This is a genomic window from Streptomyces sp. NPDC091649 (assembly GCF_044756785.1).
Taxonomy (GTDB): Bacteria; Actinomycetota; Actinomycetes; order Streptomycetales; family Streptomycetaceae; genus Streptomyces.
In genome coordinates this window covers 635,551-651,454 of record NZ_JBIVTR010000001.1, presented here as the reverse complement: position 1 = coordinate 651,454, position 15,904 = coordinate 635,551, and the positions used below count along the sequence as shown (strand labels likewise).

Genomic DNA, 15,904 nt, shown 5'->3' with positions numbered 1-15,904 from the left:
CCGGTGAACTCCGCGGAAGAGCCGCCGGGCGGCCGGTTCAGTTCAGCAGGGCGCGCGCGGCGTGAGCCTTGCGCCGGACGTTCTCGGCCGTCGTCGGCTCGATCCCGTCGAGGATCTCCGCGTACTCCTCCATCTCCACCGCCCCGCGCAGGAACTCACCGCGCTGGACCAGGAGCTGGGCGTGCTCGTAGCGGAGCCTGGCCGGATGCGAGGGCAGGAGCAGCGACAGCTCCACCGCCCACAGGGCCACGTCCGTGCGCTCGGGCCGGGCCGCCGCCCACGCCCGTACGTTGTTCAGGATGCGCAGCACGATCTCCAGCGGCCGCGCCGGCGTCATCATCGACGGGTCGAGGGCGGCCCCGGTCGCCCCCGTGACCAGCAGCTCCGCGTCCCGGCCGGTCAGCGGGGCGCCCCCGGCGAACGGATCGGCCAGCACCAGGCTCTCCCGGTCGCCGAAGCCGACCACGAAGTGGCCGGGCAGGGCCACCCCGCACACCGGCGCGCCCGCCCTCCTGGCGACCTCGATCCACACGACCGACAGCAGGATCGGCAGGCCCCGGCGGCGTCGCAGCACCTGCTGGAGGAGCGAGGAGTCCAGCCGCTGGTAGTCGGCCGAGGAGCCGCCGAAACCGCAGCGCTCGCCCAGCAGCCCGGCCAGCGCCGAGGCCCAGGCGGCGGGGGAGCGGGGGCCGTGGGGCACCATTCCCGCCAGCCGGTCCAGCTCGATCTGCGCCGTGTCGATGCCGTACGGGTCGGGCACGGTCTCCCCCGGAGTCAGCGGGCGGACCTCGGCCGGTCCCACCGGTCCGGCCTCCGCGCCCAGCAGCAGGCACAGGTAGGCGAGGTCCGGCCGCTCGGACCGGGCCTCCTCGGCGAACTGCCGCCGCCGCTCGGCCGATCCGGAATCCCTATCGCTCATATGCGACCCATGTCCCCTTGCCTGCCCGTATCCGTCATCCGCCCGCGCCCGCGCCCGGGTCCGTGGCCGTCATGTACCCGCCGGGCGGGCCCGAGCGCCCTGGCGCGGCACATGGCCCGTCACGCCGAGCGGTAGTGGTGGTAGCGGTGATGGGCCGAGAAGCCCATGCCGTCGTACAGCGCCCGCGCCCCTTCATTGTCCTCCTCCACCTGGAGCCAGGCCGCCGAAGCGCCCTCGTCCAGGGCCCGGCGCGCCAGCGCGGTCATCACCGTGGTGGCGAGGCCGCGACGCCGCTGCTCCGGAGCGACCTCGACGGCCATGAACCCCGCCCACCGCCCGTCCACGACGCACCGCCCGATCGCGGCCGGCGCGGCGGCCGGGTCCGCGTCCGGGGCGCCGGCGTCCCCCGGCACCGTGGCGAACCAGACCGAAGGGCCGCTGCCCAGCACCCGCAGCACATGGGGCCCGGACGTGGAGAAGCGCTGGTAGCGGGCGAGCCAGGCCGCGTCCGGTTCGCGGGTCAGACGGACCGCCCGCACCTCCGACTCCCGGTCACCGACCGGCGCCAGCGCGGCGATCCGCACCTCCGCCGAGACCTCGCGCCGCCAGCCGTGCCGCTCCAGTTCCGCGCACAGCACCTCCTGCGCGCCCTCGGCCCCGGTCGCCGTCTGGACGTACGCGGGCAGGCCCCGCTCCCCGTACCAGTCGCGGACCCGGCCGAGCGCCGCGCCGAGCGGCAGGCCCGGATCGCCCAGCGGCAGCGCGGAGTTGGCGCGCCGGGTGAAGCCGCCCGCGGCACGCAGCCGCCAGTCGCCCAGCGCCTCGCTCTCCACGGGCTGCCAGGCGCGCGCGGTGACGGCCGCCAGTTCACCGAAGGATGCGGCGGGCCCGCGCCGACGTGCCGGGGCGGCGGGCACGACCTTGCCCGCTACCAGAGAAGCTTCCACGATGCGGACCGATTCCCCGCTCTTGCGTGTGATCGAGAGCACACCGTCGTCCCACGATGTGAGCACCCCGACCGTGTCGGTGAACTCCGCGCCCGCGCCCCCGCCGTCGGTCCGGCACCGCACGGACACGCGTTTGCCCACGTCAGCGGGGGTGATGCGGACTTCGAGTCGTCCGCCGATAGTGAATTCCACAGCTGTGTCCGCCCCTCCTGTTCGGATCGTGCCCGAGAACGGAGATACTAGGTGCGGGCATCGACGACGCCGCGCTCCCGCGCGAGAGCCAACGCCCTACCGAGGAGGAACGACAGCGTGACCTACGTCATCGCGCAGCCTTGTGTCGACGTGAAGGACAAGGCCTGCATCGAAGAGTGCCCCGTCGACTGCATCTACGAGGGCCAGCGGTCTTTGTACATCCACCCGGACGAATGCGTCGACTGCGGAGCCTGTGAGCCGGTGTGCCCGGTCGAGGCCATCTTCTACGAGGACGACACTCCGGAGGAGTGGAAGGACTACTACAAGGCGAACGTCGAGTTCTTCGACGATCTCGGCTCGCCGGGCGGTGCTTCCAAGCTCGGTCTCATCGAGCGCGACCACGCGTTCGTCGCCGCACTGCCGCCGCAGAACCAGTAGACACGGCGGCACCACGCGCGCAGCACCGGTCCCGTACGGCTCGTCCCCGTGCGGGACCGAGGTGTTTCCCCGTACCGCCGGGGCGTCGCCGCGCCCGTTCCGCCGCCGCCGTCCGTACGAGACCCCCGAAACCCGTACGCGAACGCTGCCGAAACCCGTACGAGAACATCCGAGAAAGCAGAGCGCCGTGTCCGCAGTCTCCTCCCGCCTCCCGGTCTTCCCGTGGGACAAGCTCGCGCCCTACAAGTCGACGGCCCTGGCCCACCCGGACGGCCTCGTGGACCTGTCCGTCGGCACCCCGGTCGACCCGGTCCCCGAGGTGATCCGGCGGGCGCTGGTCGCCGCCGCGGACAGCCCCGGCTATCCGACGGTGTGGGGCACCGAGGCCCTGCGGGACGCGCTCACCGGCTGGGTGGAGCGCCGCCTCGGCGCGGTCGGCGTGACCCACGCGGGCGTGCTGCCCGTCGTCGGTTCCAAGGAGCTGGTGGCCTGGCTGCCGACCCAGCTCGGGCTCGGCGCGGGCGACAAGGTGGCCTACCCCCGGCTCGCCTACCCGACGTACGAGGTCGGCGCCCGGCTCTGCGGCGCGGAGCCCGTCGTCTACGACGACCCGACCGAGCTGGACCCGGCGGGGCTGAAGCTGCTCTGGCTCAACTCGCCGTCCAACCCGACCGGGAAGGTGCTGTCCCGGGACGAGCTGACCCGGATCGTCGCCTGGGCGCGCGAGCACGGCGTCCTCGTCTTCAGCGACGAGTGCTACCTGGAGCTGGGCTGGGACGCCGAGCCGGTCTCGGTGCTCCACCCGGACGTCTGCGGCGGCCACCACGACGGCCTCGTCGCCGTCCACTCGCTCTCCAAGCGCTCCAACCTGGCCGGGTACCGGGCCGCCTTCATCGCGGGCGACGCGGCCGTCCTCGGCGAGCTGCTGCTGATCCGCAAGCACGGCGGGATGATGACGCCCGCCCCCGTCCAGGCCGCCGTCGTCGCCGCTCTCGGCGACGACGTGCACGTGTCCGAGCAGCGGGCCCGCTACGCGGACCGGCGCCTCGCCCTGCGCGCGGCCCTGGAGGCGCACGGCTTCCGGATCGAGCACAGCGAGGCGAGCCTCTACCTGTGGGCGACCCGCGAGGAGCCGTGCTGGGAGACCGTGGCCCATCTCGCGGAGCTGGGCATTCTGGTGGCGCCCGGAGACTTCTACGGTCCGGCCGGCGCGAGCTTCGTCCGGGTGGCGTTCACCGCGACCGACGAGCGGGTGGCCGCGGCGGTCAAGCGCCTGTCCTGACACGCGGCACGCACCTGCGGGAGGGCCTGAGGAGTGCGCACTCCTCAGGCCCTCCCGCAGGTCGCGCGCCGACCGGCCGAGCGTGCTCGGGCGCCGGCCGGTCAGCCGATCGGCAGACCGCCGCCCAGTGCTTCGGTGGGCAGGCCGCCGCCGGCGGCGTCGGTCACGCCGCCCACGGCCTCGCCCGCGTCGCCCGCGGTCCGGCCGACGGTCTCCTGTGCGGCCGGGAGGGCCACCGCGGCGGACTCGCCGACGGTCTCGCCCGCGGCCGGGATCGCCGTGCCGACGATCCGGCCACCGGTGTCGCCGGCCGCCCGGGTGCCCTGCTGCGCTGCGCCGTCGACGGCGCCGCCGAGACCGGCGCCGTCCAGCGTGGTCAGGCCGCCCAGGTCCGGGCTCTGCGGGAGCTCTGCGGCGCTCGCGGCGCCGGCCGCACCGACCACGGGGGCCGCGCCTGCGGCGATCAGCAGCGCGGCACGAGCGATCCGACGGGTCAGGGGGAGGGACATGATGCTCCTTCAGCGGGTTGTGCGCGAATTCTTCTGTCCGGTGATCGGACGCACTGACAACCGCTGCGGGGGAGGGGGAGGTTGCGGTGGGCCAAGGTAAAGGCTGAGTAATGCGTCGGATTATCCGCAGGGGAAGAACCCGGGCAAACGATCCATACCGTCGAAACCTGGTGAACCGTCACTTCCCTTGGGGGGCAAGGGAATCGGAGCCGGACGACCGGCCGGCCGGGCGGCCGGACGGAGCGGTCCGGGGGCGGGGCGCCCAAGGCCCGTACGGGTGATGGGGCGTACTACTGAACGACCCGGATTCTGACCGAGGCCGCGTCCGTTTCCGTGCCCTTCGCGCGTTCTGTCCGCCAGCCCCTACCGGCCTCCCAGACCCGGTCCGCGTAGCTCACGCGCCCGATCCGCAGCGCCTCGGACTGCGCCACGGCCCAGTGCGCCAGCTCCCAGCCGCGCCGCGGAGCGCCCTCGTCACCGGACGGCGCCGCGGCAACCGGTACGGGCACCGAGACCGTCGCCGACGCGGACGCGCCGGCCGCCTTCGCGGCGGGCAGCACGTCCTCGCCGAAGGCGCGCACCAGCTCCGTCCGTACCCGCGAGGCGTCCCCCGGACCGTCCGCCGTGGCCGTGGACGGCGTGCAGTTCAACGCGGCCGGTTCACGCCCGGTCAGGGCGGCGGCCAGCAGCGCGGCGTCCGGCTCGTGCTTCGCGTACGCCTGCGGGAATCCGCTGCGCTGCACCCGCTGCGCGGCCACGGTCAGCGGCAGCCGCGAGTAGCCCGGGACCTCGGCGAGGTGGTCGTAGAACTCACCGGCGGAGTAGACCGGGTCCATGAGCTGCGCGGGCGTGCCCCAGCCCTGCGAGGGGCGCTGCTGGAACAGGCCCAGCGAGTCCCGGTCCCCGTAGTCGATGTTGCGGAGCGTGGACTCCTGGAGCGCGGTGGCCAGCGCGATCGTCACCGCACGCTCCGGCATGCCCCGCGTGGTGCCCACCGCGGAGATCGTCGCCGCGTTCACCGCCTGGGCCAGGCTCATCTCGTACGTGTGCGACGTCCGGCCGTCCCCGTCGGAGCCCACCACGACGCAGCGGGGCGGGTTCTTCGAGCCGGAGTCGTACTGCACGGCCAGATAACCGGCCAGGGCCGTGAGCACGGCGAAGGCCACCGCGCATCGGATGAGGCGGCTGCGGCGGGCGGGGCTGGCTGTCCGGGGCACGGCCCCACCGTACTGGAGGCCCCGGCCGGGGCCGAGAGCCAAGTCCCTTAGGGTCGGGTCCATGGCCGACAGCACCCTTGACCTCACCCTGGACGGACCGGCGCTCACCGCCCGGCTCGTCGACTTCCCTTCGGTCAGCGGGGAGGAGAAGGCCCTCGCCGACGCGATCGAAGCGGCCCTGCGCGGCCTGCCCCACCTCACCGTCGACCGCCACGGCAACAACGTCGTCGCCCGCACGAACCTGGGCCGCGCCGAGCGGGTCGTCCTCGCCGGGCACATCGACACCGTGCCGATCGCCGACAACGTCCCCTCCCGCCTCGACGGGAACGGGATCCTCTGGGGCTGCGGGACCTCCGACATGAAGTCCGGCGTCGCCGTCCAGCTCCGGATCGCCGCGACGGTCCCCGAGCCCAACCGCGACCTGACCTTCATCTTCTACGACAACGAAGAGGTCGCCGCGCACCTGAACGGCCTCGGCCACATCGCCGAAGCCCACCCCGATTGGCTCGCCGGAGACTTCGCCGTCCTCCTGGAGCCCTCCGACGGCGAGGTCGAGGGCGGCTGCCAGGGCACGCTCCGGGTCCACCTGCGGACGCGGGGGGAGCGGGCCCACTCCGCGCGCGGCTGGATGGGCTCCAACGCCGTCCACGCCGCCGCACCGATCCTGGCGAAGCTCGCCGCGTACGAGCCCCGCCGCCCGGTCATCGACGGCCTCGAATACCACGAGGGGCTCAACGCCGTCGGCATCGAGGGCGGCGTCGCCACCAACGTCATCCCGGACGCCTGCACCGTCGTCGTCAACTACCGCTACGCCCCCGACCGCGGCGAGGACGAGGCCGTCGCCCACGTCCGCGAGGTCTTCGCGGACTGCGGGGTGGACGAGATCGTCATCGACGACCACTCCGGCGCCGCGATGCCCGGCCTCTCCCACCCCGCCGCCCAGGCGTTCATGACCGCCGTCGGCGGCGCCGCCCGGCCCAAGTTCGGCTGGACCGACGTCTCCCGCTTCGGCGCGCTCGGCATCCCGGCGGTGAACTACGGCCCCGGCGACCCGATGTACGCCCACAAGCGGGACGAGCACGTCGCGGTCGAGAAGATCACCCACTGCGAGGACCGGCTGCGGTCCTGGCTGACCACCTGACGCACGGCATTCCCCCGTACGTAACCTCCGCCGATCTACGCTGGCCGGACGCAGTACGACACGACCCAGCGCGACGCGGGTCGGTGGAGGGAGCGGAACATGGGCAACGCCGAGGACGCACGGATCCCCGAGGGCGCGGAGGTTCCCGAGGGCGCGGTCAGCCCCGAGGAGAAGTGGCTGGGCCCGGTCCTGCGCCGCGGGGACCAGGTCCAGCCCGGCACGACCGACCAGCGGCTGCTGGACTCCGAGGGCGACTCCGAGTGGGTGCACACCGACCCCTGGCGGGTGATGCGCATCCAGTCGGAGTTCGTCGAGGGTTTCGGCGCGCTCGCCGAACTGCCGAGTGCGATCAGCGTCTTCGGCTCGGCCCGCACCCCGACCGGATCACCGGAGTACGAGGCAGGGGTCCGGATCGGCAAGGCCCTGGTCGACGCGGGCTTCGCGGTGATCACCGGCGGCGGTCCGGGTGCGATGGAGGCCGCGAACAAGGGCGCCCGGGAGGCGAAGGGCGTCTCGGTCGGCCTCGGCATCGAGCTGCCCTTCGAGTCGGGCCTCAACCCGCACGTCGACATCGGTGTCAACTTCCGCTACTTCTTCGTCCGCAAGACGATGTTCGTGAAGTACGCCCAGGGCTTCGTCGTCCTCCCCGGCGGCCTCGGCACCCTGGACGAGCTCTTCGAGGCGCTGACCCTCGTCCAGACCGGCAAGGTCACCCGCTTCCCGATCGTCCTGTTCGGCACCGCCTACTGGGGCGGCCTCGTCGACTGGCTCCGCGACACGGTGGTGAGCCAGGGCAAGGCGTCGGAGAAGGACCTGATGCTCTTCCACGTGACGGACGACGTGGAGGAGGCGGTGACGCTCGTCACGAAGGAGGTCGGGCGCTGAGTCCGAGCCCGCCCGGCGACCTCGGGCCCGCCCGGCCGACCCGGCCGCGCCCGGCGGTCGAGGGCGCCCTCGCCGGCCCCCCGGGCGCTTGAGGAGCGGGTCCCGGGGGCGGCAGCCCCGGGACCCCGCCCACCGGCGGGCGACGCCCCTACGCCAGCCCCCGCCGCGCCACCGCCGGCGGCCGGTGCCCGGCGATCGACGCCACCATGTCCAGCACCTGCCGCGTCTCCGCCACCTCGTGCACCCGGTACACCCGCGCCCCCAGCCACGCCGAGACCGCCGTCGTCGCCAGCGTGCCGACGACGCGCTCCTTCACCGGCCGGTCCAGCGTCTCCCCGACGAAGTCCTTGTTGGACAGGGACACCAGCACCGGCCACGCGGTCTCCGCCATCTCCCCGAGCCGCCGCGTCGCCTCCAGCGAGTGCCGGGTGTTCTTCCCGAAGTCATGACCCGGATCGATCATGATCCCGTCCGGCCGCACCCCGACCGCCACCGCCCGCTCGGCCAGGCCCACGGTCACCCGCAGGATGTCCGCCATCACGTCCTCGTACGCGACCCGGTGCGGCCGGGTCCGCGGCTCCGCGCCGCCCGCGTGCGTGCACACGAGACCCGCCCCGTACCGCGCGGCGACCTCCGCCAGCTTTGGGTCCACGCCGCCCCAGGCGTCGTTCAGCACGTCCGCCCCCGCCTCGCAGACCGCCTCGCCCACCTCGTGCCGCCAGGTGTCCACACTGATCACCACGTCCGGATGGCGGCGGCGGACCTCGGCGACGAACCCGACCGTGCGGCGCGCCTCTTCCCCCGCGCTCACCTCCTCGCCGGGGCCGGCCTTCACCCCGCCGATGTCGATGATCGCGGCGCCCTCGGCCACCGCCCGCTCGACCCGGTCGAGTGCCGGCCCGTCCCGGAACGTGGCGCCCTGGTCGTAGAAGGAGTCCGGGGTCCGGTTCACGATCGCCATGATCACCGGCTCGTGCGGCCCGAATTCCCGTCGGCCCAGCCTGAGTACACCGCTCCGCATCCCGTACGTCCTCCTCGATAGCCCGCCTGCGACCCTTAGGGTCTCTCGTTCGGATCATGCCGGGCTCGCGGGGTCCGGTGCGCGCGCGTCCGCGGCGTTGGGCTGATCCGAACGAAAGACCCTAACGGTCGGCCCCGACTGTCCGTGCCGCATGGCACGATCGGAGCCGGACGAGGTTTCCGCCCCCGGGAGATGCGCGTGTTCTGGTTCTTGCTGCTCACGATGGTCGTGGTCGTCACCGCGGTCACCCTCGCGGTGGTCGGGGGCGGTGGGAGCGCGGTGCTCCAGGACGTCCCGCCCGAGCGGTTCAGCGACCCCCTGCCCGCCGCCCGCCCGGTCGGCCGGGCGGACGTCGAGGCGCTGCGCCTCCCGATGGCCCTCCGGGGCTACCGGATGGCGGACGTCGACGAGGCCCTGTCCCGGCTCGGCGCCGAACTGGCCGAGCGGGACGCCCGGATCGCCGAGCTGGAATCCACCCTGGCCGGGGCACAGGCCGCCGCGGTGACGACGGGCAGCGACCTGTTCGAGCAGCCGGGCGCACAGCAGGGAGACCGCCTCGCCGAGCGGAGCGGCCAGGAGGGCGCGCAGGACCGCACCGAGGAGGACGGCCGATGAGCGGCGGAGCCATGGCCGCCCCCGACGGCGCGCTGCGCTGCCCCTGGGGCCTGTCCGCCGAGGACTACCTCGACTACCACGACACCGAGTGGGGCCGGCCCGTCCACGGGGACGACGCCCTGTTCGAGCGGCTCTGCCTGGAGGCGTTCCAGTCCGGGCTCTCCTGGATCACGATCCTGCGCCGCCGCGAGACCTTCCGTACCGCCTTCGAGGGATTCCGGATCGAGGCCGTCGCGAAGTTCACCGACACCGACCGGGAACGCCTCCTGGCCGACCCGGGGATCATCCGCAACAAGGCCAAGGTCGACGCGACCCTCGCCAACGCGAAGGTGCTCGCCGACTGGCCGGCCGGGGAGCTGGACGAGCTGATCTGGTCCTACGCCCCCGACCCCGCCGGCCGGCCCGCCCCGCGCGAGCTGTCGGACGTCCCGGCCGTCACGGCGGAGTCCACCGCGCTGGCCAAGGAGCTGAAGAAGCGCTCGATCCGCTTCGTCGGCCCCACCACCGCCTACGCGCTGATGCAGGCGTGCGGACTGGTCGACGACCACCTCGCGGACTGCGTGGCGCGCGGCGGCGGGGCACCGCGCTGAGCGGCTACTTCCCGAGGTAGACCGGCTTCTCCTTGGCCAGGAACGCCTCCACCGCGATGGTGTGGTCCTGCGACGCGCCCGCCCGGGTCTGGAGCTCGTCCTCCTTCTCCAGCGCCTCGGCGAGGGTGTGCCCGGCGCCGTACGCCATCGACTCCTTGAGCGCCGCGTACGCCACCGTGGGGCCGTCGGCGAGGGCACGGGCCACCGAGGCCGCCTCCTCGGCCAGCTCGGCGGCCGGGACGACACGGTTGACGAGGCCCAGCTCGTACGCGTCCCGCGCGGAGACCGAACGCGGGAAGAACAGCAGATCGGCGGCGCGGCTCTGCCCGATCAGCCGGGGCAGCGTCCAGGACACGCCGGAGTCGGCCGTGAGCGCGACGCCCGCGAACGAGGTGTTGAAGGAGGCCGTGTCGGCGACCACCCGGTAGTCGGCCGCGAGCGCGAAACCGAACCCGGCCCCGGCCGCGACGCCGTTCACCCCGGCCACGACCGGCTTCGCCATCCCGGTGATCGCGCGCACGATCGGGTTGTAGTGCTCCTGGACGGTGCTCAGCGCGTTCCCGCTGCCCGCCTCGCGGGTGGCCGTGAGCGTGGCGACATGCTCCTTGAGGTCCTGGCCGACGCAGAAGGCGCGCCCCGTGGCCGTGAGCAGCACGGCCCGGACGCCCGCGTCCGCCGACGCCGCCAGCAGCGCGTCCCGGAGCGCGACCTTCGCCGCGGTGTTCATGGCGTTCATCGCGCCGGGTCGGTTGATCGTGATCGTCGCGAGACCCTCGCTCACGTCGTACAGAACGGTGTTCGCCGGCTCGTCGGCCATTCCGGTATCCCCTCGCTGCATGGGCATCGTTGCCACTGAAGAGCAAGCATGGCCGATCCGGGGCTGGGCAGAGATGTGACCTGCGTCTAACAATTGGCACTCGCCCGGGGGCCCGGAGCCGCGCAGTATCGCAGCCGGATCGCCGAATTGGGTGGTTTTGAGAGAGCGCGTTGCGCAAGCGATGCAGACCGATGTTGGTCATCGGGGTCGTTGATGCGGGATAATGGCGAAGAAGCAATGTGTTCGATGCCGGTGAGGCAGCGCCTGTCATGGGGCCGCCGGTTGCGATGAGCTGGTTTCAGGAAGGGGAACGAGCATGGCGGCCATGAAGCCGCGGACGGGCGACGGCCCGCTCGAGGTGACAAAGGAGGGGCGGGGCATCGTCATGCGCGTTCCGCTCGAAGGCGGCGGTCGGCTTGTTGTCGAGCTGACTCCGGACGAGGCCGATGCCCTCGGCGACGCGCTGAAGAAGGTCGTCGGCTGACGCGGAACGCCCATCACCTTCACCGCTGCCCGGTACGGATTCCGTACCGGGCAGCGGTGCGTCCAGGGGTGCTTACGGAGCACTGGGAGCGATACGGGAGGCGGCGGCCGAACCGGGTCCCGCCGCGCGGTACGGGAGCCGCCGGCCGTACGGGGTCAGCCGCGCCGGACCGCGCAGAGCAGGCCGTCGCCGACCGGCAGCAGCGTCGACATCAGCTCCTGGCTCTCGCGCACCGCCCGCAGCAGCTCCCGCAGCCGCAGCACCTCGGCCGGCTGGGCCGCCGAGTCGACCGTGCGGCCGTCCGCGAAGACGCCCTCGAAGCAGACCAGGCCGCCGGGCCGCAGCAGGCGCAACGATTCAGCGAGCACATCGAGGCTCTCCAGCCGGTCCCCGTCGCAGAAGACGAGGTCGTAACCGCCGTCCGCGAGCCGGGGCAGGACGTCCAGGGCGCGACCGGGGATGAAGCGGGCCCGGTTGGTGGCGAAGCCCGCCTCGCGGAACGCCTCGCGGGCGAACTGCTGACGCTCGGGCTCGGGGTCCACCGTGGTCAGGACCCCGTCCGGCCGCATGCCGTGCAGGAGATACATCCCGGACACGCCGGTGCCCGTGCCGATCTCCGCCACCGCTTTGGCGTCCGCGGCGCCGGCCAGCAGGCGCAGCGCAGCGCCGGTGCCCGGTGACACCGAGCGAAGTCCCAGCTCGCGAGCCCGCTCCCGGGCCCCGTGCAGTGCTTCGTCCTCGGCGACAAAGGCGTCGGCGAACGCCCAGCTCGTCTGCCGGTTGGCGGTAATGACCCTCTCCTGTCCCCGTAGTTGGCGCAACGGTGACTGTATCCGCTGGACCCGGGAACCCGCAGATGGGACCGGGCGTTGTGCAAGGAGTGGGGAAAGCGCAGCGACCGGGCCCGCGGATCGGGCCGGTGAGCTGCGAGGAAGTCCCGGGTGACGCCCGGCCCCAGCAAGGAAAAAGGCTTATCCGGAGCTAACGGGCGAGGTGGCTATGGTAGGGGCTCCACTGGACACCACCAGAGCCGATAGGGGAGGTGCGGCTGCGCCTGTGGACCGGAGAGGAGTGCTGCGGCGTCTTCTCAGGTCGGCCGGTGAGCCGAAATCCGTGACCGACATTGCTGACCGTTCTTCCGAAGACTCCGCACCGACCGCGACCTTCGCCCCTGATGCGGATTCTCAGGCGTGGACCCCACCCTCATGGGAAGAGATCGTCAGCACGCACAGCGGTCGCGTGTACCGTCTCGCCTACCGGCTGACGGGAAACCAGCACGACGCGGAGGACCTGACCCAGGAGGTCTTCGTCCGGGTGTTCCGCTCGCTGTCGACGTACACGCCCGGGACCTTCGAGGGCTGGCTGCACCGCATCACCACCAATCTCTTCCTGGACATGGTCCGCCGCAAGCAGCGCATCCGCTTCGACTCGCTCGGCGACGACGCGGCCGAGCGACTGCCCAGCCGCGAGCCGTCCCCGCAGCAGGTCTTCAACGACACCCACTTCGACGCCGACGTGCAGCAGGCGCTGGACACCCTCGCGCCGGAATTCCGCGCGGCCGTGGTCCTCTGCGACATCGAGGGCCTCAGCTACGAGGAGATCGCCGCGACCCTCGGGGTGAAGCTCGGCACCGTCCGCAGCCGTATCCACCGCGGCCGCTCGCATCTGCGCAAGGCGCTCAAGCACCGCTCGCCCGAGGCCCGCGCCGAGCAGCGCTCCCTGGCCGGCGCGGTTCTGGCAGGGGAGGGCGGAACGGCGTGAGCGGCACAGGACCCACCCCCGCGGAAGCGCATCTGGGGGACCGCCTCGCCGCGCTGGTCGACGGCGAGCTGAAACACGACGCCCGCGAGCGGGTCCTGGCCCACCTGGCGACCTGCGCCAAGTGCAAGGCCGAGGCCGATGCCCAGCGCCGCCTCAAGAGCGCCTTCGCCATGTCCGCCTCACCCTCGCCCTCCGAGGGCTTCCTGGCCCGCCTCCAGGGCCTTCCCGGGGGCCCCGGCGACGACGACGCAGGCTCCGGCGGACCCTTCGGCGGCCGACGGCCCTTCGCCGACGAGTTCTTCCCCGGGCTGCGGCCCTCCGGCGGCAGTACCCGCGCCGACGCCGTGCCCTCCCCCCTCGACGGCTTCGGATACCTCCCCGCCACCCACGGCTCCACCGCCGTGCTGCCCGGCGGGTCGGCCTCCGGTTCGGTCTTCCGCATACACGAGGTGGCCCGCGACGCGGACCGCTCGCCCTGGCGCGGGCGGCGCTTCGCCTTCGCCGCGGCCAGCGCCGTCTCCCTCGCGGCCATCGCGCTCGGCGGCACGCTGCCGCTGGACTCCGGCCCCGAACCCTCCCTGCGCGCCGAGGGCAGCGGGAACAACGTCACCCCGCTCGACGCCGAGACCCGGGCCGAGAAGGGCGCCGAATCGGTCAGCCGCCGGGGCGGCGGCGCCCTCCCGGCGACCGGCGAAGCCGCAGCGGCCGAGCAGCCCGCGTCCGGCACGGCCCCGGCCGGGAAGAACACGGTGCCGCCGTCGCTCACCGGGACGCCCCCGGTGGTTCCGGCCGTCACCCCTCCGGCGAACCGCCAGGGACCGCCGGCCGCTCCGCCGCTGTTCGGCGTCTCGGCGCCGGGCGGGCACCCCTTCACGCTCCCCGTGCTGAACGTGTCCGTGCCGCCGCTGATACGTCCGACCACGTCCGGAACCCCGCTGCTGGTGGCGGCGCTCGGCAGCGGTGCGGTGCCGAGGACGACTCCCTCCGCGGCCCCGTCCCCGAGCTCCCCCGCCAACGACCTGGCGAGCCCGCTTTCCCCCCGGCCCTGAGCGGATCCTGCGCAGGACTTCGCAAACCTGGTTGAATTCCGGTGAGGGACGCCTCTGTGGGGCGTGCAGAGGCCAGTTGCGGGGAGAGCATGGACGACGGGAAGCCCACCGGACCGCAGGCGAAGTGGTGGAGCCGCCCCCCGGCGGGGCGTGCCGACCGCACGGAGCCGGACAGCGCGGCGGCACCCGCCGGGTCCGCGCCGGCCTCGGGCGCTCCGGTGCCCGAGAGCCGCGAGCCGTCAGCACCCGAGGAGCGGGGCCCGGGGGCCGAGGACCGGGCCCCCGCCGCACCGTCCGACGCCGTCGGCCGGCCGGACGGGCACGGCGACCGGGAGTTCCCGGGCCCCCGTCCGTCCGGGCAGCCGCTGCACGAGCCCGACGAGTACAGCACTCCGCCCTACGGAGGCCCGGGCCCCTGGGCGCCCGCTCCACCGGTGCTGCGGCCCACCCCGGCCCACGGCACCGTCGTACCGCCGGGAGACTCGGAGCCGCCCCCGCCGTACGCCGCCCCGGACGGCACCGGAATCCCGGCCCCCGCGCCGGCGTCCCCGCCCACCGATGACGTCACGCCCTCGCACGCCCCGCCGGCCGGGGGGTTCACGCCCCCGCCCCGGCACCCGGGACCTCAGGCGCACGCCCAGCACCCGGCGGCCCCCGGGGCCCAACCGCCCCACGCGCCGCAGCCCCCGCAGGGAGCCGCCGAACACCCGACGCCGCACCCGGCACCGCAACCGCACGCGCGGCAGCAGACCCAGTGGCTCCAGTACGACCCGTGGGGCGCTCCGGGGCAGCCGCTGACCCGGCCGGGACCGCCCGGGGGCGCCGTCGAGGCCGGCGGCCGGAAGAAGCGCCGGGGCGGCGCCTTCATGGGGGTGCTCCTGCTGACGCTGGTCGCCGGCGGCATCGGCGGCGGAGCCGGCGCGTACATCGAACGCAACGGCGGCCTGACCACCGTCGAGCTGCCGCAGGCGGGCCGCGACAACGGCGACCGGCCGCCCGAGAGCGTCGCGGGCATCGCCGCCAGCGCCCTGCCCAGCGTGGTCACCCTGCACGTCAGCGGCACCGCCGAGTCCGGCACGGGCACCGGCTTCGTCCTCGACGCCCAGGGCCACATCCTCACCAACAACCACGTCGTCGCCCCGGCCGGAACCGGCGGGGACATCACCGTGACGTTCAGCAGCGGCGAGACGGCGTCCGCCGAGCTCGTCGGCAAGGACAGCGGCTACGACCTCGCGGTCGTCAGGGTCCGCGGGGTCTCCGGACTCAAGCCCCTGCCCCTCGGCAACTCCGACAACGTCCAGGTCGGCGACCCGGTGGTGGCCATCGGCGCCCCCTTCGACCTGTCCAACACGGTAACCTCGGGCATCATCAGCGCCAAGCAGCGGCCGATCACCGCGGGCGGCGAGAAGGGCGACGGCAGCGACATCAGCTACGTCGACGCCCTCCAGACCGACGCCCCGATCAACCCGGGCAACTCCGGCGGCCCGCTGGTCGACACGCAGGCCCACGTCATCGGCATCAACAGCGCCATCCGCGCGGCCGACAGCGCCCGGGGCCCCGAGGCCGGCGGCCAGTCCGGCTCCATCGGCCTCGGGTTCGCGATACCCATCAACCAGGGCAAGCGCGTCGCCGAGGAACTGATCAGCACCGGCCGGGCCACCCACCCGGTCATCGGCGTCACGCTGGACATGAAATACACCGGCGACGGGGCCAGGGTCGGGGACAAGGGGGCCGCAGGCGCGCCCGCCGTCGCGAAGGACGGTCCCGCTGCCAGGGCGGGCATCAAGTCCGGCGACGTCATCACCCAGGTCGAGGGCCAGCGGGTGCACAGCGGCGAGGAACTGATCGTGAAGATCCGGGCGCACCGGCCGGGCGACGACCTCGACCTCAAGCTGACCCGCGGCGGCGAGGAGCGGACGGTGACCCTGACGCTCGGCTCGGCGACCGGCACGTAGTGCCCGGCGTCACCTTCCCGTCCGCCCGGGCGGCCACCGCGAGGTACCGCCCGGACACCTTCGACAGGTACCTTTGACCGGT

General features: G+C 73.7%; 17 protein-coding genes. 10 read left to right on the top strand and 7 right to left on the bottom strand.

Annotation, left to right across the window (positions count from 1 at the left end):
• Nucleotides 1-37 precede the first annotated feature (37 nt).
• A complete protein-coding gene (locus tag ACIQMU_RS02870; protein WP_402688089.1) occupies nt 38-919 on the bottom strand; it encodes a transglutaminase-like domain-containing protein in 882 nt (293 codons plus the stop codon).
• Between the two features lie 119 nt (nt 920-1,038).
• Complete coding sequence (locus ACIQMU_RS02865) at nt 1,039-2,058, bottom strand: GNAT family N-acetyltransferase (RefSeq protein WP_402688088.1); 1,020 nt, start codon at nt 2,056-2,058, stop codon at nt 1,039-1,041.
• 117 nt (nt 2,059-2,175) lie between these two features.
• Between ACIQMU_RS02865 and fdxA the strand changes: the two genes are divergently transcribed.
• Nucleotides 2,176-2,496, top strand: coding sequence for a ferredoxin (gene fdxA / locus ACIQMU_RS02860; RefSeq protein ID WP_065490770.1), 321 nt, complete (start codon nt 2,176-2,178; stop codon nt 2,494-2,496).
• A gap of 187 nt (nt 2,497-2,683) precedes the next feature.
• Nucleotides 2,684-3,778 (top strand): succinyldiaminopimelate transaminase, encoded by a 1,095-nt coding sequence (gene dapC, locus ACIQMU_RS02855; protein WP_352238048.1) that lies wholly within the window; start codon nt 2,684-2,686, stop codon nt 3,776-3,778.
• Between the two features lie 101 nt (nt 3,779-3,879).
• On the opposite strand, the gene ACIQMU_RS02850 is transcribed toward dapC, so the two are convergent.
• Both ACIQMU_RS02850 and ACIQMU_RS02845 read right to left on the bottom strand, forming a co-directional pair.
• Nucleotides 3,880-4,287, bottom strand: coding sequence for an ATP-binding protein (locus ACIQMU_RS02850; protein ID WP_352238049.1), 408 nt, complete (start codon nt 4,285-4,287; stop codon nt 3,880-3,882).
• A gap of 290 nt (nt 4,288-4,577) precedes the next feature.
• A complete protein-coding gene (locus tag ACIQMU_RS02845; RefSeq protein WP_402688087.1) occupies nt 4,578-5,504 on the bottom strand; it encodes a hypothetical protein in 927 nt (308 codons plus the stop codon).
• Between the two features lie 61 nt (nt 5,505-5,565).
• Between ACIQMU_RS02845 and dapE the strand changes: the two genes are divergently transcribed.
• Together dapE and ACIQMU_RS02835 are read left to right on the top strand one after the other, a co-directional pair.
• Complete coding sequence (dapE, locus tag ACIQMU_RS02840; RefSeq protein WP_352238051.1) at nt 5,566-6,645, top strand: succinyl-diaminopimelate desuccinylase; 1,080 nt, start codon at nt 5,566-5,568, stop codon at nt 6,643-6,645.
• A gap of 99 nt (nt 6,646-6,744) precedes the next feature.
• A complete protein-coding gene (locus ACIQMU_RS02835; RefSeq protein ID WP_352238052.1) occupies nt 6,745-7,530 on the top strand; it encodes a TIGR00730 family Rossman fold protein in 786 nt (261 codons plus the stop codon).
• A gap of 148 nt (nt 7,531-7,678) precedes the next feature.
• Here ACIQMU_RS02835 and folP read toward each other — a convergent pair whose 3' ends face one another.
• Entirely contained in the window at nt 7,679-8,551 is an 873-nt protein-coding gene (folP, locus tag ACIQMU_RS02830; RefSeq protein WP_352238053.1) for a dihydropteroate synthase, read from the bottom strand.
• Between the two features lie 192 nt (nt 8,552-8,743).
• Here folP and ACIQMU_RS02825 point away from each other — a divergent pair, with 192 nt between their 5' ends.
• Entirely contained in the window at nt 8,744-9,166 is a 423-nt protein-coding gene (locus ACIQMU_RS02825) for a DivIVA domain-containing protein (RefSeq protein ID WP_352238054.1), read from the top strand.
• On the top strand, nt 9,163-9,756 hold the full coding sequence (locus ACIQMU_RS02820) for a DNA-3-methyladenine glycosylase I (RefSeq protein ID WP_352238055.1): 594 nt from the start codon (nt 9,163-9,165) through the stop codon (nt 9,754-9,756). Before ACIQMU_RS02825 ends, ACIQMU_RS02820 begins: the two co-directional genes overlap by 4 nt.
• Before the next feature lie 4 nt (nt 9,757-9,760).
• Here the strand turns inward: ACIQMU_RS02820 and ACIQMU_RS02815 are convergent, their stop codons facing one another.
• Nucleotides 9,761-10,573, bottom strand: coding sequence for an enoyl-CoA hydratase-related protein (locus ACIQMU_RS02815; protein WP_352238056.1), 813 nt, complete (start codon nt 10,571-10,573; stop codon nt 9,761-9,763).
• 316 nt (nt 10,574-10,889) lie between these two features.
• On the opposite strand from ACIQMU_RS02815, the gene ACIQMU_RS02810 reads away from it, so the two are divergent.
• Nucleotides 10,890-11,057 (top strand): DUF3117 domain-containing protein, encoded by a 168-nt coding sequence (locus tag ACIQMU_RS02810; protein ID WP_003966491.1) that lies wholly within the window; start codon nt 10,890-10,892, stop codon nt 11,055-11,057.
• Between the two features lie 155 nt (nt 11,058-11,212).
• Here the strand turns inward: ACIQMU_RS02810 and ACIQMU_RS02805 are convergent, their stop codons facing one another.
• Complete coding sequence (locus ACIQMU_RS02805; RefSeq protein ID WP_352238057.1) at nt 11,213-11,878, bottom strand: O-methyltransferase; 666 nt, start codon at nt 11,876-11,878, stop codon at nt 11,213-11,215.
• A 178-nt stretch (nt 11,879-12,056) separates the two neighbouring features.
• Between ACIQMU_RS02805 and sigE the strand changes: the two genes are divergently transcribed.
• The 3 genes from sigE to ACIQMU_RS02790 all read left to right on the top strand — a co-directional run bounded on the left by sigE (nt 12,057) and on the right by ACIQMU_RS02790 (nt 15,822).
• Complete coding sequence (sigE, locus tag ACIQMU_RS02800; RefSeq protein WP_352238058.1) at nt 12,057-12,818, top strand: RNA polymerase sigma factor SigE; 762 nt, start codon at nt 12,057-12,059, stop codon at nt 12,816-12,818.
• Complete coding sequence (locus ACIQMU_RS02795) at nt 12,815-13,867, top strand: anti-sigma factor family protein (protein ID WP_402688086.1); 1,053 nt, start codon at nt 12,815-12,817, stop codon at nt 13,865-13,867. Before sigE ends, ACIQMU_RS02795 begins: the two co-directional genes overlap by 4 nt.
• A gap of 89 nt (nt 13,868-13,956) precedes the next feature.
• A complete protein-coding gene (locus ACIQMU_RS02790) occupies nt 13,957-15,822 on the top strand; it encodes a trypsin-like peptidase domain-containing protein (RefSeq protein WP_402688085.1) in 1,866 nt (621 codons plus the stop codon).
• The last annotated feature ends 82 nt before the right edge of the window (nt 15,823-15,904 follow it).